Annotated in this window: 22 protein-coding genes; 14 read left to right on the plus strand and 8 right to left on the minus strand. The window is 68.8% G+C overall.

Annotated features, from left to right (window positions below; translation table 11 throughout):
• Positions 1 to 270 precede the first annotated feature (270 nt).
• The 8 genes from HHL28_RS06695 (at position 271) to HHL28_RS06730 (ending at position 9,302) form a co-directional block, all read left to right on the plus strand.
• Positions 271 to 1,398: a hypothetical protein gene (locus tag HHL28_RS06695; RefSeq protein WP_075772917.1), complete on the plus strand. Its 1,128-nt coding sequence runs from the start codon at positions 271 to 273 to the stop codon at positions 1,396 to 1,398.
• Positions 1,395 to 2,798, plus strand: coding sequence for a hypothetical protein (locus HHL28_RS06700; RefSeq protein ID WP_075772918.1), 1,404 nt, complete (start codon positions 1,395 to 1,397; stop codon positions 2,796 to 2,798). The genes HHL28_RS06695 and HHL28_RS06700 overlap by 4 nt, the downstream gene beginning before the upstream one ends.
• Positions 2,795 to 3,751 carry a hypothetical protein gene (locus HHL28_RS06705; protein ID WP_169654896.1) on the plus strand — a complete coding sequence of 319 codons (957 nt, stop codon included), beginning with the start codon at positions 2,795 to 2,797 and terminating at the stop codon, positions 3,749 to 3,751. The genes HHL28_RS06700 and HHL28_RS06705 overlap by 4 nt, the downstream gene beginning before the upstream one ends.
• Positions 3,748 to 4,266: a hypothetical protein gene (locus HHL28_RS06710; RefSeq protein ID WP_075772921.1), complete on the plus strand. Its 519-nt coding sequence runs from the start codon at positions 3,748 to 3,750 to the stop codon at positions 4,264 to 4,266. Before HHL28_RS06705 ends, HHL28_RS06710 begins: the two co-directional genes overlap by 4 nt.
• 95 nt (positions 4,267 to 4,361) lie before the next feature.
• Positions 4,362 to 5,531, plus strand: coding sequence for an adenylate/guanylate cyclase domain-containing protein (locus tag HHL28_RS06715; RefSeq protein ID WP_169654898.1), 1,170 nt, complete (start codon positions 4,362 to 4,364; stop codon positions 5,529 to 5,531).
• Between the two features lie 68 nt (positions 5,532 to 5,599).
• On the plus strand, positions 5,600 to 6,955 hold the full coding sequence (gene gltX, locus HHL28_RS06720; RefSeq protein ID WP_075772923.1) for a glutamate--tRNA ligase: 1,356 nt from the start codon (positions 5,600 to 5,602) through the stop codon (positions 6,953 to 6,955).
• Positions 6,956 to 7,087: 132 nt separating this feature from the next.
• Entirely contained in the window at positions 7,088 to 8,458 is a 1,371-nt protein-coding gene (cysS, locus tag HHL28_RS06725; RefSeq protein ID WP_075772924.1) for a cysteine--tRNA ligase, read from the plus strand.
• A 106-nt stretch (positions 8,459 to 8,564) separates the two neighbouring features.
• A complete protein-coding gene (locus tag HHL28_RS06730) occupies positions 8,565 to 9,302 on the plus strand; it encodes a tetratricopeptide repeat protein (RefSeq protein WP_075772936.1) in 738 nt (245 codons plus the stop codon).
• On the opposite strand, the gene HHL28_RS06735 is transcribed toward HHL28_RS06730, so the two are convergent.
• Together HHL28_RS06735 and HHL28_RS06740 are read right to left on the minus strand one after the other, a co-directional pair.
• Positions 9,274 to 9,750: a DUF6691 family protein gene (locus tag HHL28_RS06735; RefSeq protein ID WP_075772925.1), complete on the minus strand. Its 477-nt coding sequence runs from the start codon at positions 9,748 to 9,750 to the stop codon at positions 9,274 to 9,276. The two genes, HHL28_RS06730 and HHL28_RS06735, sit on opposite strands and share 29 nt — an antisense overlap.
• 3 nt (positions 9,751 to 9,753) lie before the next feature.
• Positions 9,754 to 10,188 carry a YeeE/YedE family protein gene (locus tag HHL28_RS06740; RefSeq protein ID WP_075772926.1) on the minus strand — a complete coding sequence of 145 codons (435 nt, stop codon included), beginning with the start codon at positions 10,186 to 10,188 and terminating at the stop codon, positions 9,754 to 9,756.
• Between the two features lie 47 nt (positions 10,189 to 10,235).
• On the opposite strand from HHL28_RS06740, the gene HHL28_RS06745 reads away from it, so the two are divergent.
• Positions 10,236 to 10,562, plus strand: a complete 327-nt coding sequence (locus HHL28_RS06745; RefSeq protein WP_075772927.1) for an ArsR/SmtB family transcription factor — start codon at positions 10,236 to 10,238, stop codon at positions 10,560 to 10,562.
• Here HHL28_RS06745 and HHL28_RS06750 read toward each other — a convergent pair.
• The 4 genes from HHL28_RS06750 to HHL28_RS06765 all read right to left on the minus strand — a co-directional run bounded on the left by HHL28_RS06750 (position 10,552) and on the right by HHL28_RS06765 (position 15,099).
• Positions 10,552 to 11,286, minus strand: coding sequence for an arginyltransferase (locus tag HHL28_RS06750; RefSeq protein WP_075772928.1), 735 nt, complete (start codon positions 11,284 to 11,286; stop codon positions 10,552 to 10,554). The genes HHL28_RS06745 and HHL28_RS06750 overlap by 11 nt on opposite strands.
• A gap of 42 nt (positions 11,287 to 11,328) precedes the next feature.
• Positions 11,329 to 12,303 carry an alpha-E domain-containing protein gene (locus HHL28_RS06755; protein WP_075772929.1) on the minus strand — a complete coding sequence of 325 codons (975 nt, stop codon included), beginning with the start codon at positions 12,301 to 12,303 and terminating at the stop codon, positions 11,329 to 11,331.
• Positions 12,304 to 12,319: 16 nt separating this feature from the next.
• Entirely contained in the window at positions 12,320 to 13,867 is a 1,548-nt protein-coding gene (locus tag HHL28_RS06760; RefSeq protein WP_083699500.1) for a circularly permuted type 2 ATP-grasp protein, read from the minus strand.
• 176 nt (positions 13,868 to 14,043) lie between these two features.
• On the minus strand, positions 14,044 to 15,099 hold the full coding sequence (locus HHL28_RS06765; RefSeq protein ID WP_075772930.1) for a flagellar motor protein MotB: 1,056 nt from the start codon (positions 15,097 to 15,099) through the stop codon (positions 14,044 to 14,046).
• 146 nt (positions 15,100 to 15,245) lie between these two features.
• Here HHL28_RS06765 and HHL28_RS06770 point away from each other — a divergent pair, with 146 nt between their 5' ends.
• On the plus strand, positions 15,246 to 15,722 hold the full coding sequence (locus HHL28_RS06770; RefSeq protein ID WP_075772931.1) for a flavin reductase family protein: 477 nt from the start codon (positions 15,246 to 15,248) through the stop codon (positions 15,720 to 15,722).
• Between the two features lie 61 nt (positions 15,723 to 15,783).
• On the opposite strand, the gene HHL28_RS06775 is transcribed toward HHL28_RS06770, so the two are convergent.
• Together HHL28_RS06775 and erpA are read right to left on the minus strand one after the other, a co-directional pair.
• Positions 15,784 to 16,557, minus strand: a complete 774-nt coding sequence (locus tag HHL28_RS06775; RefSeq protein ID WP_075772932.1) for an exodeoxyribonuclease III — start codon at positions 16,555 to 16,557, stop codon at positions 15,784 to 15,786.
• 150 nt (positions 16,558 to 16,707) lie between these two features.
• On the minus strand, positions 16,708 to 17,088 hold the full coding sequence (gene erpA, locus HHL28_RS06780; protein WP_075772933.1) for an iron-sulfur cluster insertion protein ErpA: 381 nt from the start codon (positions 17,086 to 17,088) through the stop codon (positions 16,708 to 16,710).
• A gap of 111 nt (positions 17,089 to 17,199) precedes the next feature.
• On the opposite strand from erpA, the gene dgt reads away from it, so the two are divergent.
• The 4 genes from dgt (at position 17,200) to nagZ (ending at position 22,541) form a co-directional block, all read left to right on the plus strand.
• Positions 17,200 to 18,525 (plus strand): dGTP triphosphohydrolase, encoded by a 1,326-nt coding sequence (gene dgt / locus HHL28_RS06785; protein WP_075772934.1) that lies wholly within the window; start codon positions 17,200 to 17,202, stop codon positions 18,523 to 18,525.
• 115 nt (positions 18,526 to 18,640) lie between these two features.
• Positions 18,641 to 20,395, plus strand: coding sequence for an arginine--tRNA ligase (gene argS, locus HHL28_RS06790; protein WP_075772938.1), 1,755 nt, complete (start codon positions 18,641 to 18,643; stop codon positions 20,393 to 20,395).
• An 18-nt stretch (positions 20,396 to 20,413) separates the two neighbouring features.
• Entirely contained in the window at positions 20,414 to 21,526 is a 1,113-nt protein-coding gene (locus HHL28_RS06795; RefSeq protein ID WP_169654900.1) for an SPOR domain-containing protein, read from the plus strand.
• A complete protein-coding gene (gene nagZ, locus HHL28_RS06800) occupies positions 21,516 to 22,541 on the plus strand; it encodes a beta-N-acetylhexosaminidase (RefSeq protein WP_075769113.1) in 1,026 nt (341 codons plus the stop codon). Before HHL28_RS06795 ends, nagZ begins: the two co-directional genes overlap by 11 nt.
• The last annotated feature ends 1 nt before the right edge of the window (position 22,542 follow it).

Consider the following 22,542-nt stretch of genomic DNA (forward strand, 5'->3'; position numbering starts at 1 on the left):
TCCACATCCCAACGGCACCGCCCCTGGCACCAGGGGCGGTGCCTTCTTTTTGGGCGCTAGCGGCCGGCCTTGGCATAGACTTGCGCAGGCATGGAAGTGTTTTTACTCCCGAATGATTTCATGTCTTTGAACCTGTTTACGAATATTAGGTCCTTGAAAGCAAACGGGTGCAAAGCTAAACTCAGAAACCAATTAATTCTGTTCATACACGGTTTACGTCTTTGACTCGCCGCCACAGGGTGACCCCGTGGCCGCGGGCATGCAGGGATCATGGCTGAGCCCCTCCAGACCTCCCCCCACCTCGGCATCCTGCATGGGCGCCCGTCCACCTTCCTGGAGCGGGGGGTCTGCGTTCCGTTCACCACGCCGCTGCTGTCCCAGGCCCGGCTGCGCATGGACCGGTACGGGCAGTTGGAATGCTTGCTGCCCGGCTTTTCCGGCGGCAAGGGAACCTATGTATTCGCCTGGCGCACGGTGCCGGAGGTGTTCCGCACCACCCTGCACGACCGCGCCCTGCACCGGGAAATCCAGGAGCGCAAGGCCAACACCCCCGACGCCATGCGGATGGCCGCCCTGTCCGTGGCTGCCCGCGGTCTGGCCGGCATCGCCGCCGCCGTGGTGGCGACGGAGGCGCTGGAGAAGGAACAGCGCTTTGCCGTGGTGACCAACTATGTGCTGGTACTGGAACTGCTGCGGGAGGCCGGGGTCAACGCCCCGGACCTGATCCGCGCCATGGCGGATGCCGAGCAGGCCCGCCAGATGGCCAAGAACGCCCTGAAATGGATCGCCGACAGCTATGGCATGACGGCGGACGAGATGTATGCGCGGGCCGAGGCGGTGGCCAATGAACTCGCCCCGGTAGGCTTCCCCCAGGGGCCCACGCCGGGGCGGCTGCGCGAGCTTGTGCGCCGGTTGGCAACGTTCCGGGACGACATGAACCGCTGGGCCGGGACCGAGGCGACGGAAGCCGCTGGACTGGCCACCTTCCTGGCCAAGGTGGCGGACGAGACGCTGGGCATCGCCCAGGCGCGCCTGTCCAGCCTGGACAGGATCCTGGTGAAGACACGGGCACTGATGGTGGACCCGGCCATCCGCAAGGAGGCGGCATCCTTGATCGGGACCCTGTCCTGGCTGCTGGACGGGTGGGAGTACATGGTGCAGGTCTGGCAGGACGCCGCCGAGCAGTCGGACGATCTGCAGCGCCAAACCCTGTGTGAACTGTTCCGAATCGCCCCCGTGATCCCCATGGAGGAGTTGGCCAGCAACGAGAACCTGGACATCGAGGCGCTGCGCACCGTGCAGCGGCGCTGGGTACGGGGGAACCAGGACTGGCGCACCGGCGGGCTGGACTATGACGCCGTCCGCCGTATCGAGGCGGCGAAGGCCAACATCGCATGACCATGCCGCCCTCGTCGGAATGGAAGGACCTGGCGGACAGCGCGGCGTCGCTGACGGACGAGAAGTTCCTGCGGATCGTCGAGCTGCTGGAACAGATCCGCCACCGGCCCGGCGTTCCCATCGCCATCAGCCATCTGCGCCCGCGCATGGCCGTGCTGCGGCCGCCGCGGCGGATGACGGCGTCACGTCTGTTCTTCCTGCCGGTGGAAGACCTGTTGGACGACGTGGCCCGCTACCAACGCCGCCTGTCCCGCGTCTCCCGCTCCACCTTGGCGGTCTGTTGGGAGATCGTGGGGAAGGCGGTGCCCGAGCGGCAGATGCGCCGGATCGAGCGGGAACTGGCCACCCCCATCGGCCATGGCGCCGCCCGTGCGCAACTGGGCGGGGCCCTGTGGCAGGCAGGCTCGGCGGCGCTGCACGAGGCCCTGGCGGAGGCGGGAGCCGACCACAAGCGGCGTGTGGCCCTGTTCGGGCGGGATGACGACGTGCTCCGCCAAGTGCAGGTGGTGGCCGACGCCGCAGCCATCGGGGAGGAGATCGAGGCCATCAAGGCCAAGCTGCCCGATGCGCCCATCGAGTCCTTTGCCGACTTCCATGTGGAGGAGCTGCGCAAGGCGATCCGCGGGATGGCGGCGCGGGACATCACCGCGGTGACCACCTTCCTGCTGGTCCTGACCGCCCGGATGCTTCGGCCGGGCGACCTGTTGGCGGTCCTGGCCGACACCCGGCTGGATGGCATGCAGCGGGAGAAGGAGGCTGTCGGCAAGGAGGTGGGCGGCCACGCGCTGGAGAACCTGCTGCGCCAGTCCGGCGAGATGCCGACCCTGCTGAAGGGCGACGTGTCCGCCCGGGACGTGGCGCTGATGGCGGAGCGGCTGCTGGACGGGTTGGACAGCATGCGGGCCACCTTGCAGGATCCCGACCACCGCAAGTCCCTGGGGCGGGTGGAGCGGGCGCGGGGGATCATCGCCGATGCCATCCTGGACCGGGTGATCGGCCCGGCTGACCAGGAGGTGCTGGCCCCCATCTGCAACCTGCCCGATGCCGCCCTGGCGCCGCTGCGGCCCGGTGAGCCGCCCGTGAACGCGAAGGAACTGGCCAAGGCGGAGGAGTTCGCCCGTGCCTACCGCCGTTGCGCCCGCATCGCCCCCATGGTGGGGCTGAGGAACGAGTTGCAGGCCAAGACCTCGGCCATCTGCCTTGCCGCCCGCACCGCCGCCGACAACATCGGGGAGGCGCTGGAGGCGGGAGCCGCCATGGACCCCCGGGCGGCGGATACTCAGGTGGTGGCCCTGCTGCGGCTGGTGGAGATCATCTCCGGCCCCGACCAGGCGGAAGCCATCCTGCTTGAATGGGAGAAGCGGGCGCGGATTACGGGCCCGGCGGGAGGCGAGCCGTGAGGGAGATGCGCAGCATCAGCTTCAGCGAGCAGGAAGCCATCCGCGCGGTCATCGAACTGATGCAGCGGCAGCGGCAACCGCTGCCCAAGGGGCGGGTGCTGCGGCTGGAACTGCGGGAGGACCCGGTGGGGGCCAGCCTGGTGGTGGAGGATGATTACGGGGCCGTCAGCCACGTGCAGCGGAACGCGGCGGAACTGACGGCCTCGCTGGTCAGCTACTGCATCGACCGGCGCATCCGCCTGCCCAACCGCGGCCGGAAGTTCGTGGAGGTGATCGGCGGCGCCGTTAACCTGCTGCTATACCTGGACGAGGTGCCGGCCGGCAGGAGCCTGACCCGTCCCGCGCGCCAGGCCGGCACTAGGGCGCCGGGCATGGGGCACATCACCGACGCCATGGCCTTCTCGGCCACCATCATGCTGGTGGCCGTGCTGATGGTCATCCTGGCCGTGGGCATGGGGTGGGCCGCCCGCACCCATACCGCCCGGCACACGGTGCGGCTGAAGCTGCTGACCCGGCAGCTCACCGGCGAATGCGAGACGTTGGCGGAGGAGCTGGGGAAGGTCCAGGCAAGCAACCGCCAACTGGACGCGGAGGACAAGGCCCTGGCGACGGAGGCCATGCAGCTCCGCAAGGCCTGCGCCGTGGCGGCCCAGGACACGTTCCAGGTGGTGCACGAGCTGGGCGCCCCCACCGGCGGCAACCGCCGGCTGGACGTGGAGATCGTGATCAGCGCCGCCGCCCTGAACGAGGGCCCGGCAGCGGCCCAGGTGGACCCGCGGATGTGGGCCTGGAAGAACGTGGCACATATCTGGGCGCCCGGCCCGACGGAGGCGCTGCACATGGCCGCCCGGGCCTTCCCGTCGCGCTACGGCTATGTGGTGACGAGGGTGCTGACACCCGGCTACCAGAGCCTGCCGGGCACCGTGGTCGGGGCGGAAGAGGGCGGCGCATGATCGAAGGTGCCGTCTTCGTCGTCGCGCTGCTGCTCATCGCCAAGGCCATGGCCATGATGCTGCGGGCCAACAGGCTTTATGCGGCTTCCGTCAAGGAGATCGCCGCCGTCGCCGCCAAGCCGAAGGAACTGGCCGCGCTTAAGGCCCAGGTGGCCAACCAGATCGCCGAGCAGAAGCGGGAGGGGGAGCGGCTGGCCGCCAGTATCACCCGCCACAAGCAGGAAAAGGTGCATCTCGCGGAGGAGCTGGACCGGCTGCGCAACCGGCGCAAAGACAATCTGTTCGCCATGGAACGGGCCTCCGCCCCCGGGCAGCCGCTGTGGGAAGTCGTGGTCTGCAACGAGACCTATTTCCGCGACTGCGGCGAGCCGGAGTTCGTGTTGTCCTGGGCGGAAGGGCGGCGTTATCTGGTGGCCGCGCCCAGCGAGCGGGACGCGCGCAAGCGGGCCGAGTTGAAATTCCTGGCCTCGCAGGGATATCGGGTGCTGGGCATCGAGCGTTGCAGCCGTTTCTGAGGCGCCCGCGCCCGGCCTATTCCCTTGGGGGCCTTGCCCCCGCGGGAGGTGAGTACCATACCTTCGGGTACCCTGACGCCCTGGAGCCGCTGACCGTGGACTGTGCGCTGTCGCCCCGCATCCGCAGCTTGGCCGATTGGCTGGTGCTGACCGGCGCGTCCTTCCCCGGGCTGGACGAGCTGTTCCGGGCCAGCGTGGACCGGCTGGCAAGCATCGGCCTGCCGCTGGACCGCGTTTCCCTGAACCTGGAGTTCCTGCACCCGGAGGTGTCGGGGGAAGGCCGGGAATGGCTGCGCGACCAGGAGATGCGCCACCACCGGGTGAACCGGGCGGATGGCAACATCGAAGACTATGTCAACAGCCCGATCTATGTGGTGGACCAGACCGGCCAGCCCTACCGCGTCCGCCTGGACCGGGAGGAGACGGTCATGCCCCTGCTGCAACGGCTGCAGCGGGAGGGCTACACGGACTATGTCGCCCACCCGTTCCGATTCCAGGATACCCAGCGCACCGCCGCCATCACCTTCGCCACCAAGCAGGCCGGTGGGTTCTCCGACGCGGACTTCGTGGACATCACCAAGTTCGTCGCCGCCTTCACGGCCCCGGTGGAGGCGCGGGTGGTCCGGACCATCGCCAAGGACCTGCTGTCCACCTACCTGGGCGATGGGGTGGGGGCCCGGGTGTATGATGGTGCCATCGTCCGCGGGGATTATGAGAGCATCTTCGCCGCCGTCTGGTTCTGCGACCTGCGCGGCTTCACCGCCTTCACCCAGGAAAACCTGAACGAGGACGTGATCCGTCGCCTGAACTGCTGGTTCGGTCTGGCCGTGCAGGCGGTGGAGGCCCATGGGGGCGAGGTTCTGAAGTTCATGGGCGATGGCATGATGGCCATCTTCCCCGCCGACGCCATGGACCCTCGGGTAGCCTGTGGGCATGCCCTGGCCGCCTGCGCCGACCTGTCCCGCTCGGTGGCGGCCTGGAACGAGTCCCCGCCCAAAGGGCAGGTGCCCATGGATTACGGCCTGTCCCTGCATCTCGGCTATGTGGCCTTCGGCAACATCGGGGGGCCGCGGCGGCTGGACTTCACCGTGGTGGGCCCGGCAGTGAACGTGGCCAGCCGCCTGATGGACGTGGCCAAGGCGCTGAATCGCCGCGTGGTGGTGAGCCAAGCCTTCGCCGGCTGCTCCGGCCGGGAGTTCACGCCCCTGGGCACGCACGAGCTACGGGGCCTGTCGAAGCCGGAGCCGGTGTTCGGGGTGGATTGAGGGGGCAAGGCTTTCCAGCGGGAAGGCCCCATGTTATCGCTCCGCACCCCTCCAGGTGAGCATGAGACATGACCGTCGCCGTCCGCTTCGCGCCCAGCCCCACCGGCCTGCTGCATATCGGGAACCTGCGCGCTGCGCTGACCAACTGGCTGTTCGCCCGCAAGGAAGGCGGCACCTTCCTGTACCGGCTGGATGACACGGACGAGGAGCGGTCTCGGCCCGAATACGCTGAAGCCATCGAGGAAGACCTGCGCTGGCTGGGCCTGACCTGGGACCGGTTCGCCCGCGAGTCGGACCGCTACGGCCGCTATGCCGAGGCCGTGGAGGCCCTGAAGAAGGCAGGCCGGCTCTACCCCTGCTATGAGACGGCGGAGGAATTGGGGCTGAAACGCAAGGCCCTGCTGGCGCAGCACCGGCCGCCGCTGTACGACCGCGCCGCGCTGAAGCTTACCGATGCCGACCGGGCGCGGCTGGAGGCGGAGGGACGGAAGCCCCACTGGCGCTTCAAGCTGGAGCATGCGGACATCGGCTGGGACGATTTGATCCAGGGGAAGAAGCACTTCCACGGCCGCGACCTGTCCGACCCGGTGCTGCTGCGGGAGGATGGGCGGCCGCTCTATACCCTGACCAGCGTGGTGGACGATCTGGACCTGGACATCACCCACATCATCCGGGGGGAGGACCATGTCACCAACACCGCCGTGCAGATCCAGCTCTTCGAGGCCCTGATGGCGGCGGAGGGGCGGGGGGCGGTGCCCACCTTCGCCCACTTCCCGCTGATCGCCGATTCCGGCGGGCAGGGGCTTTCCAAGCGGCTGGGGTCCTTAAGCCTGAGATCCCTGCGGGAAGAGGAAGGGATCGAGCCCTTGGCGCTGCTGAGCTACATGGCGGCCCTCGGCACGTCGGACGCCATCGTGGCCCGGGCCAGCCATGAGGAGCTGGTGGCCCATTTCGACCTGTCCCACATGGGCCGCGGCACGCCCAAGTTCGACCCGGACGAGCTGCTGCGGCTGAACGCCCAGGTGTTGCATGCCCTGCCGTTCGACGCGGTGAGGAACCGTTTGGCGGCGCTTGGGATGGCGGCGGACGAGGCTTTCTGGCTGGCGGTGCGGCCCAACCTGGGCAAGCTGACCGACGCGCGGGATTGGTGGGAGGTGACCCACGACCCCGTGGTCCCGCTGGTGGACGATGCGGGCTTCCTGGCCAAGGCGGCGGAACTGCTGCCGCCGGAGCCCTGGGGGCCGGAGACCTGGGGCCAGTGGACCGAGGCGGTGAAGGCCGCGACGGGGGCGAAGGGCAAGGCCCTGTTCCTGCCGTTGCGCCGGGCGCTGACCGCGCGGGATCATGGACCCGAGCTGAAAACCTTGCTACCGTTGGTGGGTCGGGAACGGGCGCTGGCGCGCCTGTCCGGTCAGACCGCGTAGGGAATGCTTTCCATGGGTTTCCAGGCCGTGCATAGCTGTTGTCGCTAGCTGTCGCCTGCCGGCGGGGCGTACTGGATTTGCGCCCGGCCCCAAACCCCGTGACCGTCCCTGCTGCCCTTGAGTGCCCGACCCATGGCCCTGTCCCTGTACAACACGCTGACGCGTGCCAAGGAAGAATTCGCCCCCATTGATCCGGCCAATGTCCGGCTCTATGTCTGCGGCCCCACGGTCTATGACTATGCCCATGTGGGCAACGCCCGGACCTTCAGCGCCTTCGACCTGCTGGCGCGGCTGCTGAAGCACCTCTATCCCAAGGTGACCTACGCCCGGAACATCACGGACGTGGACGACAAGATCATCGAGCGGTCGAACCAGTCAGGGGAGGGGATCGACAGCGTCACCACGCGGACCACGGCCCAATTCCACGCCGACATGGACGAGCTGGGCCTGCTGCGGCCGGACATCGAGCCGCGGGCCACCACCCACATCCCGCAGATGGTGGCGATGATCCAGGCGCTGGTGGACAAGGGCTTCGCCTATGCCGCCGAGGGGCACGTGCTGTTCCACGTGCCGGCCATGGCCGACTATGGCCGCCTCTCCCGTCGCAGCCAGGATGAGTTGATCGCCGGCGCGCGGGTGGAGGTGGCGCCCTACAAGCAGAGCCCGGCCGACTTCGTGCTGTGGAAGCCGGCCAAGCCGGGGGAACCTGGCTGGGACAGCCCCTGGGGGAAGGGCCGGCCTGGCTGGCACATCGAGTGCAGTGCCATGACCGCCGCCCACTTCGGAGAGGTGTTCGACATCCATGGCGGCGGGCTGGACCTGATCTTCCCGCACCATGAGAACGAGATCGCCCAAAGCCGCTGCGCCCATGGCACGGCAGTGATGGCGAACGTCTGGATGCACAGCGGCTTCCTGACCATCGCCGGCGACAAGATGTCCAAGTCGCTGAACAACTTCTACACGGCGCGGGAGCTGCTGGACGAGTACCCGGGCGAGGCCATTCGCCTGGCCCTGCTGACCGCCCATTACCGCCAGCCCCTGGACTTCACCAAGGAGAAGATCGGGCAGGCGAAGCAGACGCTGGACAGGTGGTACGGAGTGTTGCGTGGGCTTGACGGGGTGGAGGCAGTCCCTGTGCCTGCGGAGGTGCTGGCGGCGCTGCAGGACGATTTGAACACGCCGCTCGCCTTCAGCCATTTGCATGAGCTGGCGGGCGCGTTCCACCGGGCGGCCAATGCGGACGAAAAGTGGGTGGCGGCCGCGAACCTGAAGGCGGCGGCGGGGCTGCTCGGCTTCCTGGGGCAGGACCCGGAGGCCTGGTTCCGCTGGGCGCCGAAGGGCGCCGGGCTGGACGAGGCGGCGATCGAGGCGGCCATCCAGGCCCGCAAGGACGCGCGCAAGGCCAAGGACTTCGCTAGGGCGGACCGCATCCGTGCCGACTTGCTGGCCCAGGGCATCGTGCTGGAGGACGGGCCGCAGGGGACGAGCTGGAAGCGGGCGTGACCCTGGTGCCGGGCAGCCTCTCCGCCAGGGGCTGCCCGAATATCTTGTTTGCCCCTTAGCGTTGTGAGACTTCTCGGCTCCCCTTTCAATTATGGGGCGGGGCATCATGCCGATAATCTTCCTGCTGTCATTCGCCATCGCCATCTATTTCGCGGTCCATGTGGTTCGGACCGGCCAGCCCATGTTCTGGCTGCTCATCCTGTTGATGTTCCCTTTCCTGGGAAGCCTGGTCTATTTCATCACCATCTACCTCCCGGACATGCGGAACAGCCGCGCGGCGGCGGCTGTGGTCGCCGGGGCCAGCAAGCTGGTCGATCCGGACCGGGAGTATCGGGAAGCAATGGCCGCCCATGCCGAGGTGCCGACCACCGAGAACAAGCGCCGGCTTGCCCAGGTGCTTGTGGGCCGGGGCGACGCGGCCGGCGCCGTCCGCCTGTACCGGGAGTCGCTGCAAGGCATGTACGCCAACGACCCCGGCATCTTGGAAGATCTGGCGAGGGCTCAACTGGCGGGGGAAGACCATAAGGGCGCACTCGATTCCATCACCCGCCTGCGGGAGCACAACCCGGACTACCATTCCGCGGAGGCGCACCTTGTGCTCGCGCGGGCCCTGGAGGGCGTGGGCCGCACGGATGAAGCCATCGAGGAGTACCAGGCCCTCGCCGGCTATTATCCGGGGCTGGAACCGCGCTGCCGCCTTGCCCTGGCCTTGCAGCGCCGTGGGCAGGTGGGCCCGGCGCGCAGCCTGTTCGAGGAGATCGTGCGCACGGCCGACCGGGCGCCGAAGCATGTGCGGGACGCGCAGAAGGATTGGATCAAGGTCGCCCGGTCAAACCTGGCGTAATCCCTCCCGGATCGTGGGCGCGCCGGTGCGTTCGTCGCTGCCATGCGGACCACGCGACGTGCAGCGCCATGCCCGCCAGCATGGAAAGGACGAACAGGCTCGCCTTGCCGGGGACGACCGACAGGGCGGCGAGGGCGGGGCCCGGGCAGAAGCCGACCAGCCCCCAGCCCACCCCGAACAGGGCGGACCCCAGGAGCAAGGGCGCGTCGATGTCCTGGCGGGTGGGGAGCTGGAAGGACGGGGCGAACAGGGGCGAGCGGCGGCGCAGCACCAGGGGCGTGGCGGCCAGGGTCACGCCCACGGCCCCGGCCAGGACGGCGGCCAGGGTCGGGTCCCAGGCGCCGGCCAGGTCCAGGAAGCCTAGAACCTTGGCGGGGTCCAGCATGCCGGACAGGGTCAGGCCCAGGCCGAACAGCAGGCCGGCGATCAGGGCGGCAAGGGCGCGCATGGCTCAGCCCCCGAACAGGTGGCGGGTGGCGTAGACGGTGGCGAGGCCTGCCGCCATGAAGGTAGCGACGGCGGCCAGGGACCGGGCGGAGCGCCGCCCCAGGCCGCAGACCCCGTGGCCGCTGGTGCAGCCGGACCCCAGCCGGGTGCCGAACCCGACCAGCAGGCCCGCCGCCACAAGCAGGACGGGGCTGGCACTCACCGCCACCTCGGGCGGGGCCAGGATGGCGGCATGGGCCAGGGGCGCCAGCACCAGCCCGGCCAGGAAGGCGACCCGCCAGGACACGTCCCCGCTTACCGGCGTCAGCAGCCCGGCCAGGATGCCGCTGATGCCCGCGATCCTGCCGGTGGCGAGAAGCAGCCAAGTGGCCGCCGCGCCGACCAGCACCCCGCCGGCCAGCCCGGCCGCGAGAAGGGGGATGGAAACCGGTAAATCCATGCTAGCCTCTATCTCCTGCCTCCGCACAGATACATATATTCAGAAATATGCAGATACAAGAGCTGGAACAGGCCGCCGACCGGGCGGTCGAACTGCTGAAATCCTTGGCGAACCGCTCCCGGCTGCTGATCCTGTGCCAGTTGGCCGCAGGGGAGCGGTCGGTGGGGGAGCTGGCCGGGCTGATCGGCATGCGCGACACGGCCGTGTCGCAGCAACTTGCCTTGCTCCGCAAGGACGGGCTGGTACGCAACCGTCGGCACGGGCAGACGATCTATTATTCCCTGGCGAGTGACGAAGCGGCTCAGGTGCTGCGGACCCTGTACGCCCTCTATTGCCCCGCCCCGGACGAAGGGACGGCCGGACTTAATCCTTGAAGACCATGGGCACCCAGCCGTCGCGGCCCAGCGCCTCCAGCGGTTGGAAGCGGGCCTTATAGGCCATCTTGCGGCTGCCCTCGATCCAATAGCCCAGGTACAGGTAGGGCAGCCCTAGGCGAAGGCATTGCGCCACGGCCTGGAGGATCAGCCAGGTGCCCAGGGAGCGCCGCGGCTCATCCGGGTCGTAATAGCTGTAGACGGCGGAGAAGCCGTCATCCAGCCGGTCCGCCAGCAGCCCGCCGCGCAGCATGCCATGCGAATCGCGGATCTCCAGCAGATGGGTGTTGACCCGCCCCTCATCCACCATGGCGGAGAAGTCGGCTAGGCTCATCCGGCTCATGTCGCTGTCGGCGTGCCGGGCGCTCTGATAGGCGGCGAAGACCTGGTACTGCTCCCGCGTCGCCGCGGCGGGCACCAGCCTCGTGTGGAAATCCTCGTTGCGGGCCATGATCTTGCGCATGCCCCGACCAGGGCTGAACTTGGCCACGGGGATGCGCACGGGGATGCAGGAAGAACAGCCCGGGCAGACCGGGCGATAGACGATGTCGTGGCTACGCCGGAACCCGGCGCGGGAGAGGGAGGCGTTCACCTCTGCCGCCTGCGGCCCCGACAGCCGGGTGAAGAGCTTCCGCTCGATCCGGCCGGGCACATAGGGGCAGGGCATCGGCCCCGACCGGAAGAACTGCTGTAAAGGCTGGAACTTCGGCGGGATGATGCTCATGGATGGGCGGGCATGCCAGCGGTCAGGGGCGGTACGGGGCGGTCAGGCCGTGACGGCCACAGGCTGGTCGAACCCGAAGAAGGCCCGGCTGATCCCGTCCGACAACGTCCCGAAACAGACCTGCAGGCCATCCAGATATTCATGAAGCCCATGGTTGATCACGGTTTCGATGGACTGTGATGCAAGGAGATCCTGGAGCTCATCCACCTTCTCCAACACCAGGTTACCACGACGCAGCCGGTATTTCGACGTCAGGCCCGACAGGACCTGTTGGATTTCGTGGGTACAGAGGGCGACCGACCGCGGGAACGACCGGTTGAACAGCAGGAACCCCGCCACCGTCGCGGGGGTCATCCCACGGGGGTTGATGCGGCGGAAGGCGTGGTAGCCGGCGGCGGAGCGCAGCAGCGCGTTCCACTGGCTGAGGTCGATGGGGGAACCCACCCCGCCCGACTGGGGCAGCAGGGTGTGGTACTTGATGTCCAGCAAACGGGTGGTCTGGTCCGCCCGCTCCAGGTACTTGCCCAGCTGGTAGAAGTACCAGCCCTGGTCACGGAAGAATGTGCCTTCCGTGATGCCTGCATGGGCTTGGCATGCCTCCTTGATGAAGGCGCATTGGCGCTGCAGGTTCGGCAGGGAGATGTCCGCAGGGCCCAGGGCCAGCAGCCGGTTGTAGAAGACGTTGAGCTGGGCCCACATCTCCGTGCTGATCAGGGGACGCAGTTGGCGGGCGTTCTCCCGCGCCGCTCGGACGGCGAACAGGATGCTGGTCGGGTTCTGGCCGTCCAGTATGTAGAAGTTCAGCACGTTCTCCGCCGTGGCGGCGGGATAGGACTGGAAGAACCGCTCCTGGTCGGCATTGAGCTGGAGGATGGGCCGCCAGTGGGTGGCGCCCTGGCCATCACGGGCGAAGGTCTCGTTCACGTCCAGGATGCGGGCCAGGTTCTCCGCCCGCTCCATGTAGCGGGCGAGCCAGAAGATGCACTCGGCATAGCGGGAGAGGAGGAGGGCAGCCATGGGGTTCGTCCTCCGCTCAAGGCAACTGCGACTGGGATTGGGACTGGCTCTGCAGGAATGCCTGCTGCCGTTCGGCGGCGCAGCGAGCCAGGGTCGTGTCGTCCGCCAGGACCCAGGTGTCCTTGGAACCGCCGCCCTGGCTGGAGTTCACGATCAGCGTGCCCCTCTTCAGGGCCACCCGGGACAGGCCGCCGGGCAGCACCCAGGTGTCCTTGGCGGTGATGGCGAAGGGGCGCAGGTCCACGTGCCGCGGCTCGATGCCTTCCTCCACCAGGGTGGGGCAGACAGAAAGCGGGACCATGGGCTGGCTGATGTAGTTGGCGGGGTCGGCCAGCAGGCTGGCGCGGCAGGCCTCCAGCTCCGCCTTGCTGGCACGGGGGCCGATGGTGATGCCATAGCCGCCGGCCTCACCCACCGGCTTGACAACCAGCTTGTCGAGGTTGTCCAGGGTGTACTGGAGGGCCTCCGGCTCCCGGCAGATGTGGGTTTCCACATTGGGCAGGATGGCATCCTCACCCAGGTAATATTTGATCATGCGCGGCACGTAGGCATAGACGGCCTTGTCGTCCGCGACGCCGGTGCCGATGGCGTTGGCGAGCGCAACATTGCCCTTGCGGTAGGCCTCGAAGATGCCCGGCACGCCCAGCTGGCTTTCCGGGTTGAAGGCCAGCGGGTCCAAAAAGTCGTCACCCACCCGGCGGTAGATCGAATCCACCCGGGCCAGGCCGCCGGTGGTCTTCATGTATACCCGGTCGTCCTGCACCACCAGGTCACGCCCCTCCACCAGGGGCACGCCCATCTCCCGCGCCAGGAAGATGTGCTCGAAATAGGCGGAGTTGTACGGGCCGGGGGAGAGGAGAACCACCTGCGGGTCCGTGCCCGACGGGGTGGGGCCTGCGATCTCGCACATGGCCTCCAGCAGCTTCATGCCGTAATTGTCCACGGGCCGGATGCCGATGTCCTGCATCAGGTCGGGGAAGGCCCGCTGCATCATGTGGCGATTCTCCACCACATAGGACACGCCGGACGGCACGCGGCCATTGTCCTCCAGCACGCGGAACGTCCCCTCGCCGTCGCGCACCAGGTCCACGCCCATGATGTGGATATAGGTACCGTGGGGCAGGTCCACGCCCACCATCTGTTCCCGGTAGTTGGCGTTGCCCAGCACCAGCTCCGCCGGGATCACGCCGTCCCGCAGGATCTTCTGGTCGTGGTAGACGTCGTTCAGGAACAGGTTCAGCGCGGCGATGCGCTGCTTCACCCCGGCCTCCACCCGCGCCCATTCGGCGGCGGAGATGATGCGTGGGATGACGTCGAAGGGGAGGATGCGGTCGATAGCTTGCGCCTCACTGTACACCAGGAAGGTGATCCCCAGGTTGTACAGCTCCCGCTCCGCATCGGAGGCGCGGCGCTTCAGGTCCGCGAATTCCAGGCTGCCGAGCCGTCGCCGGACCGCCTCCGCATGGTGGGCCGGGTTTGATGCGCTGCCGAACAGCTCGTCATAGAAGCCGTTCGATTGGTAGGCCGAGAGAAGGTGGCCGACACCGCTGCCTGGACCGATCACGGAGCCCCCCGCGCCCTGTCATGGTTACCCCGGGGCCGGGGGCGGTTCCGGCCCGGGCGTCTTCGCACTAGCGAAAGGAGCTTACCAGATGCAGGGCGTTTGAACAGGGCGACGTTCATGCCTTGGGCATCCCGCGAAACATAGTTCCACGGGCGGAACGACGCACCCCGGAGTGGTCAGCGCGACGTGGCCGGGCCGGGGACGGGGGGCGCCGGGATGGTGGGCAGGCTGCCGGGTAGCGGGGCCGCCTGGGCCGGCGCAGGGGCTGCGGCGGGGGCGGCGGCATTCTGTTCCCGCAACAGGACGATGCTGATGCGCCGGTTGCGGGGGGAGCGGGGGTCGTTGGGGAACAGGTGCTCCTTGTCCGCCTTGCCCACCACCGTCTCGATCCGGCCGGAATCCACGCCCGCGGCTTCCAGTGCACGGCGGCTGGCGTTGGCGCGGTCGGTGGAAAGCTCCCAGTTCCCATAGCTGCTGCCGGGGGCGTAGGGAGTGCTGTCCGTGTGGCCGCTGATGGACAGCTTGTTGGGCAGCTTGCCCACGGCCTGGGACACCAGGGCCAGGAGCTGGGCGGTCTGGGGGAACATCTTGGCGCTGCCGCCCGGGAACATGGAATAGCCTTCCTGGTCCACCAGCTGGATGCGCAGCCCTTCCCGCGTCTGGTCGATGACCAGGTTCTGGGCAAGGCTCTGCAGTTCCGGGACTTGCTGGATGGCTTGGCGCAACTCGGTGGCCGCCTTCTCGAACTGCTGGGCCTCATGTTTGGCCAGCGCTTCCTGCAACTCCTTCTCGTCCACCTTGCCGTCGCGGTTGGCATCGATGGCGTGCTTGCCGCCCAGCTTGTCGAACTGCTTGGCCTCGTCCTTTTCCCCGTCGGCGTCGCCATCACCCTTGCCGGTGGCGGGCGGGCCGGGGGTGGGGACCTCGATGGTTTCCGGCGAGCTGGCGTTCATCTGGGAGCCGGGCACGGACATCGTCCGACCGCCCAGGATGCCGCCGGAGCCGCTTTCCTGTTTGGAGGCGCTGGCCGGGGCGAAATAGTCGGCGATGCCCATCTTCTGCTCGGACGTGGTCACGTTCAGCAGCCAGAGCAGCAGGAAGAAGGCCATCATGGCGGTCACGAAGTCGGCGTAGGCCACCTTCCAGGCGCCGCCATGGTGCGCGTCGCCACCCTTGTTGACCTTTTTGATGATGATGGGGGCCTTCTCACCGGCCCCGCCGCCGCCTGCCACGGACGTCCCCGTACTCGATCGAACTTTATTGAGAGTAACAGGGTGTTGCCGCGGCGCAAACGGGTAAGCCAGGGTTTCGCTGTGACTTGCGCCGGGCCTGGGTGGCGGCTAGGGATGGGGACCTGCCTGGAGTTGCCGGAGTTCCCATGAGCATCGACCCGAGAGCCTTCCGCGATGCCATGGGCTGTTTCGCCACCGGCATCTGCGTGGCCACCGCCCCGGTACCCGGCGGGCGGCCCGTGGCGGTGACGGTGAACTCCTTCAGCTCCGTCTCCCTGGAACCGCCGCTGGTGCTGTTCTGCCTGGACAAGGACAGCGACAGGCTGGCGGCCTTCACCGCCGCACAGGCCTTCGCTCTCACCGTGCTGGCCGATGCGCAACAGGACCTCTCGATGCGCTTCGCCCGCCCGCCCTTTGACGGGCTCTGGGACGGGGTGGCGACGGAAAGTTGGGACACGGGGGCCCCGATCCTGGCCGGCGGGCTGGCCGCCATGGACTGCGCCCTGCACGCGGTGCATGAAGGGGGCGACCACCTGATCCTGGTGGGTCGGGTGCTTCGGCTGGAGAGCCGGGCCGACGGGCGGCCGCTGCTGTATTTCCGGGGGCAGTACGCGACTTTGTGAGCTTGGGATGTCGGATGCCGCCGCTATGCGGCCAATCCGACCTAGGAACTCGCACGCGTTATCAAACGTCTAGTTCGACGATCACCGGAGTGTGGTCGGAGGCCTTCTCCTGCCCGCGGGGACCGCGGTCGATGGCGCAGACCGTCAGGCGGTCGGCGGCCTGGGGGCTCAGCAGGAAATGGTCGATGCGCAGGCCCATGTCGCGCGGCCAGGCGCCGGCCTGGTAATCCCAGAAGCTATAGGCGTGGGCCATGTCCGGGTGCAGGGCGCGGAAGGCCTCCGTGTAGCCCAGGTGCAGGATTTCCCGGAACTTCAGCCGCGTCTCCTGCCGGAACAGGGCATCCTCGGTCCAGCCCTTGGGGTCGTAGACGTCCTCCGGCCCGGGGATGACGTTGTAGTCGCCGCCCAGCACCACGGGCTGACCCGACTCCAGCAGGCCCTTGGCGTGGGCCTTCAGCCGGTCCATCCAGCGCAGCTTGTAGGGATACTTCTCCGTCCCCACCGGGTTGCCGTTGGGCAGGTACAGGCTGGCGACGCGTACCCCCTGGACGGTGCCCTCCACATAGCGGGCCTGCTCATCCTCCGGCTCGCCGGGCAGGCGGGTCAGCAGGTCGGTGACCGGGTGCTTCGACAGCAACGCGACACCGTTGTAGCTCTTCTGCCCGACGGCATGGACCTCATAGCCCAGCGCCTCGAAATCCTTGGCGGGGAAGCTGGCCGTCTCGCACTTGATCTCCTGGAGCAGGGCCACGTCGGGGGAAGCGGTTTCCAGCCAGCCCTGCACGTTGGGCAGACGCGCCTTGACGGAGTTCACGTTCCACGTGGCTATTCTCATTCGTGTTCCCTCAGGCGCCCCCGGCTCAGGAGCCGGGGCAGGCTTGCGGCCGCGTCCGCGGCCTTGGCTTGCGTGCACAATTGTGCGCGTGGCCGCCGTCGCGGCCCTGCAAGCGCCAGAAGCTAACGCTTCCGCCGCTTGCCCGCCACGTCAGACCGCGAAGGACGTGCCGCAGCCGCAGGAGGAGGAGGCGTTAGGGTTGCCGACCTTGAAATAGGACCCCATCAAATCCTCCACGAAGTCCAGCTCCGCCCCGGCAAGCAGGTCCAGGGAGGTGTCGTCCACCACCAGCTTGGCCCCGTGGGCGGCGAAGACGTGATCGTCCTCGTTCGTGGTGTCGTCGAAGGTGAAGTTGTACTGGAAGCCGGAGCAGCCGCCGCCCGTCACCGACAGGCGCAGCATCAACGCGGGGTTTCCTTCCTGCGCCGCTAAATCCTGGATGCGCTTGGCGGCGGAGGCGGTCAGGCCCACGGCACGGCCGGCGGGCACCATGGCGGTGGTCTCAGCCTCGGGTACGGCGGTGGTGGCCATGTCGGTTCCTCGGTCAATTGGCGTCCGCCCGGGCGCGGGCTGGACATTTGCCTGTTCACTATGTAAGCGGCCACGGACGGTCCGTCAAAGCGGGGCCAGCGGGAGGGTGCCATGATGCGGTGGAAAAGCCTGTTGTCGCGCCAGCGGCTGGCCAAGCCGGGCCGCGACCCGGAGCTGCCCTATCGCAGCGCGTTCGAGATCGACATCGACCGCATCACCTTTTCCACCAGCTTCCGCCGCCTGTCGGACAAGCAGCAGGTGCACGGCATCGGCGGGTCGGATTATGTGCGATCCCGCCTGACCCACAGCATGGAGGCGTCCCGTGTCGGCCGCTCCCTGGGCGCCTGGGCGGGGCAGGAGATCATCAACAGGTATGGTGCGGAGGAGGTGGGGGCGACCCCCTTCGACATCGGCGACATCGTGGCCGCCGCCGCCCTGTCCCACGACGTGGGCACCCCCTGCTTCGCCCATACGGGGGAGGACATCGTCAGCGACTGGTTCCGCACCAGTGACCTGGGCCGGGACATCCTGGACGGGCTGCCGGACCAGCAGTGCCATGAGCTGACCCGGTTCGAGGGCAACGCCCAGGGCTTCCGCGTGCTGACCCGGTTGCAGGGCTGGCGGCCCACGGGCGGGCTGCAGCTCACCGCCGCCACCCTGGGCGCCTACAGCAAGTATCCCTGGAGCGCGCCCGCCGCGCCGGGGGAGCAACGCCCCCACAAGCGCAAATATGGCTTCCTGGGCAGCGAGGCGGAGCTGTTCCGCTGGGTTGCGGGGGAACTGGGGCTGGTGCCGCTGGGTCGCGACGCCTGGTGCCGCCACCCGCTGGCCTATCTGGTGGAGGCGGCGGACGACGCCTGCTACAGCATCGTGGACATCGAGGACGCGGTGAAGATGCGCATGCTGTCCTTTGATGAGGCGGAGGACCTGCTGCGCCCGGTGATCGACGAGCTGGACCAAGGGGAGTACCGGTCCATCGACGACGAGGACCGCAAGCTGATCTATCTGCGCGCCCGCGCCATCGACAAGCTGGTGCACGACGCCGCCGCCATGTTCCTGGAGCGCCTGCCAGCCATCATGGAGGGCAAGGCGTGCCCCGCCTTGCTGGACATGATCGAGCGGGTGGACGCGCTGAAGGAGATCGAGGAGGTCAGCTACACCCGCATCTACCGCGGCCAGCAGCGCTGCGAGACGGACATCGTAGCCGCCCGCACCATCACCACCCTGCTGGACGCCTATGGCGAGGCCTTCCTGGCCCGGGAAGCGGCGGGACCCTACGGCGAGCTGCCCCGCCGCTTCTCCAGCCTGCTGGAGACGGTGCCGCAGGTGCGCGCCGTCCCGTACGACCGGGCCGGGTGGGTAAGGGCGTTGCTGGACTATATCGCGGGGATGACGGACCGGTTCGCCATCAGGCAGGCGCAGTTGATCGCGGGGTAGGGCGGCTCCGCCGCCCCATTCTCGCCCCTGTGCGGCGCAACAGGAATGCGTTAGGGTGCGGCCGTCGAACGGATCGGCGGGCCGCACCGGCCCCCGCTGGCAAAGCAAGAACAAGATGCACGTCTTCAAGGAATTCGAGGCCAAGGTACGGGCCGCCCTGACCGCCATGGAAGCCGCCGGCGAGCTGCCGGCCGGGCTGGACCTGTCCCGCGTGACGGTGGAGCCGCCCCGCGACCCCAGCCACGGCGACGTCTCCACCAACGCCGCCATGGTGCTGGCCAAGCCGGCGGGCAAGCCCCCGCGGGTGCTGGCGGAGGCGCTGGTCGCCCGCCTGCGGGAGCTGCCGGAGGTGACGGCGGCGGAGCTGGCCGGGCCGGGCTTCGTGAACCTGCGCGTGGCTGCCGACTGGTGGCTGGCCCGGCTGGCGGACGTGCTGGTCGCCGGGACCGATTTCGGCAAGAGCGACATGGGCGCCGGCCACCATGTGAACGTGGAGTATGTCTCCGCCAACCCCACCGGCCCCATGCATATCGGCCACACCCGCGGCGCCGTGGTGGGCGACGCGCTGTCGGCGCTGCTGGAGAAGGCGGGCTATTCGGTCACGCGCGAGTACTACATCAACGATGCCGGCGCCCAGGTGGACGTGCTGGCCCGCAGCGCCTACCTGCGCTACCGCGAGGCGCTGGGGGAGGAGATCGGGGAGATCCCGGCCGGCCTCTACCCCGGCGACTACCTGAAACCCGTGGGCCAGGCCTTGGCGGAGCGGGACGGCAGGAAGTGGCTGGAAGCCGATGAGGCCGAATGGCTGGCGGTGTTCCGGGAGTTCACCGTCGCCCGCATGATGGAAGGCATCAAGTCCGACCTGGCCCTGCTGGGCGTGAAGCATGACGTGTTCAGCAGCGAGAAGGCGCTGGTGGATGCGGGCATGGTGGACGTGGCGCTGAAGGCGCTGGAGGACCAGGGCCTGATCTATGTCGGCGTGCTGGAGCCTCCCAAGGGCAAGAAGCCCGAGGATTGGGAGCCGCGGCCCCAGACCTTGTTCAAGGCCAGTGAGTTCGGCGACGACGTTGACCGGCCGCTGAGGAAGTCCGACGGGTCCTGGACCTATTTCGCCAACGACATCGCCTACCACTACGACAAGTTCCGCCGCGGCAGCCCGGAGCTGATCGACGTGCTGGGCGCCGACCATGGCGGCTATGTCAAGCGCATGCAGGCCGCGACCACGGCCATCACCGGCGGCAAGGGCGCCCTGGACGTCAAGATCTGCCAGCTGGTCAACCTGATGGATGCCGGCGTGCCGGTGAAGATGTCGAAGCGGGCAGGGCGGTTTGTCACCCTGCGCGACATCGTGGAGGAGGTGTCCGCCGGCGTCGTCCGCTTCATCATGCTGACCCGGCGGAACGACCAGACCCTGGACTTCGACGTGGCCAAGGTCACGGAGCAGTCCAAGGAGAACCCGGTCTTCTACGTGCAGTACGCCCACGCCCGCTGCAAGTCGGTGCTGCGCCACGCGGCGGAGGCCTATCCCGGCTGGGATCTGTCCGGCGATGCCCTGGCCAAGGCCGACCTTACCCGCCTGTCGGCGCCGGAGGAGGTGGACCTGGTCCGGCAGATGCTGTCCTTCCCGCGCCTTGTGGAGGCGGCGGCGGAGGCACATGAGCCGCACCGGGTGGCCTTCTACCTGTATGACCTGGCCTCATCCTTCCACGGTTTGTGGAACAAGGGGCGGGACGACACCACCCTGCGCTTCCTGATCGAGACGGACCCGGAACTGACCCGGGCGCGGCTGGCGCTGGTCAAGTCCGTCTCGCTGGTGGTGGCCGCGGGCTTGCAGATCATGGGCGTGGAGCCCGTCGAGGAGATGCGCTGAGGCGCGAGGGAAAGCAGCATGTCCTTCCACGACGAGGATGATGGCCGGGAGCGGAACGAGGGGCTGCGGGTGGAGCCGGGCTACAACCCCCGCGCCGCCTATGGCGCGGGGTTGAGCGCCACGCCGCGGGCCCAGCCGCGCACGGCCCCGCCGGCCGATGACGGCTATGGGCAGCAGGGCTATGGCCAGCAGCACGGTTATGACGGCTATGATCAGCAGGGCTACGCCGTCTCGGCGGAGCGGCCGCGCAAGCGCACCGTCACGAGCGCGGCCATCCTGCTGCTGGGCGTCGGCGCCTTCGGCGGGATCATCTATTACGCCTACAGCCAGGGCATGCGGGCGGGCACCGAAAGCGTCGCCCCCATCCTGCGCGCCGACCCGACCCCCACCAAGGTGAAGCCGGAGCAGCCGGGCGGGCTGGACGTGCCGCACCAGGACAAGCTGGTCTATGACCGGCTGACCTCCGGCGGCAACCCCGGCCAGCCGGAGGTGGAGCGCCTGCTGCCCCCGCCGGAAACCCCGCTGGAGCGCCCCAAGGCCGAGCCGCCGCCGGAGCAGGTGGCCCAGGCCCCCGCGGAGGTCGCCCCACCGGAACCGCCGCCCGCTGCCACCGCGCCCGCCACCACCCCGGCGGCACCGCCCCCGGCCGACCCGCGCTACGCCACCGGCGGGCCGATCCCGCTGACGCCGCAAGCCCAGGCACCCAAGCCGGTGCCGCCGCCCGCGACCACCACCCAGCCTCCGGCCGCGACGGCACAGCCGGTGAAGCCGCTGACGCCCCCGCCGGCCCAGCAGGCCGCACCGAAGCCGGCCACCCCGGCCCCCAGCCAGACGGCAGCCCTCCCGGCCACGCCGCCTGCGCCCACGGCGCAGCCACCGGCACCGGCCGGCGCGGTGCGGGTCCAGGTCGGCGCGGTGGACGCGGAGTCCAAGGCGGCCGGTGAGTGGTCGCGCCTGCAACGCAAATTCCCCGGCGAACTCGGCGGCCTTTCCATGAGGACCACGAAGGTGGAGGTCCCTGGCAAGGGCACCTTCTTCCGCATCCAGGCGGGCCCCGTGGACGGCAGCCGGGCTTCCCAGGTCTGCGCGTCGCTGAAGGCCCAGGGCGTGGGGTGCATCATTGTCCGGTAAGGCACCCCTGGCCATCGCCTTCGGTTGCGCCGGAACCAGCCTGACCCCCGGGGAGCGCGCGCTGTTCCGGGAGGCTGATCCGCTGGGCTTCATCCTGTTCCGCCGGAACGTGGACAGCCCCGACCAGGTCCGGCGGCTGGTGGCGGAGATGCGCGACAGCGTCGGCCGCGACGCGCCCGTGCTGATCGACCAGGAAGGCGGCCGGGTGGCCCGCCTGCGCCCGCCGCACTGGCCCGCCCTGCCGGCGGCGCGCGCCTGCGGGGTGGTGGCGGAACGGGACCCGATACGGGGGACGCGTGCGTCGTGGCTGCATGGCCGGCTGCTGGCCCACATGCTGGCGGACCTGGGCATCGACGTGGACTGCGCCCCCGTGGCTGACGTGCCGGTGCCCGGCGCCCATGACGTGATCGGCGACCGCGCTTTCGCGGGGGAGCCGGGGCTCGTGGCCACCCTCGCGCGGGCCCAGGCGGAGGGGCTGATGGCTGGCGGGGTGCTGCCGGTGATGAAGCACATCCCCGGCCATGGCCGCGCCCATGTGGACAGCCACAAGGAACTGCCGGTGGTCCATGCCGACCGGATCGACCTGGAGCGGCAGGACTTCGCCCCGTTCCGCGACCTGGCCGACCTGCCGCTGGGCATGGTGGCACACGTGGTCTACACGGAAGTGGACCCGCACCGGCCCGCCAGCACCTCCAATACCGTGATTTCTGAGGTGGTCCGCGGCTGGATCGGCTTCCGGGGGCTGCTGTTCAGCGACGACATCGGCATGCAGGCCTTGAGCGGCACAGCCGGCCAACGGGCCGCGGCGGTGCTGGCCGGCGGCTGCGACGTGGCGCTCCATTGCGGGGGTGACTTCGCGGAGATGCAGGACGTGGCCGCCAATGGGCGGGCGCTGACCCCGGAGTCGCTGGCCCGCTGGCAGGCGGCAAAGGCGCTGGTACGGGCGCCTGAGCCGGCCGACGCACAAGAGCTTCGGGCCGAGTTGGACGCGATCCTGGCGGGTGGGGTGGCCTGAG

The organism is Aerophototrophica crusticola (genome assembly GCF_012913305.1).
GTDB classification, from domain to species: Bacteria; Pseudomonadota; Alphaproteobacteria; order Azospirillales; family Azospirillaceae; genus Niveispirillum; species Niveispirillum crusticola.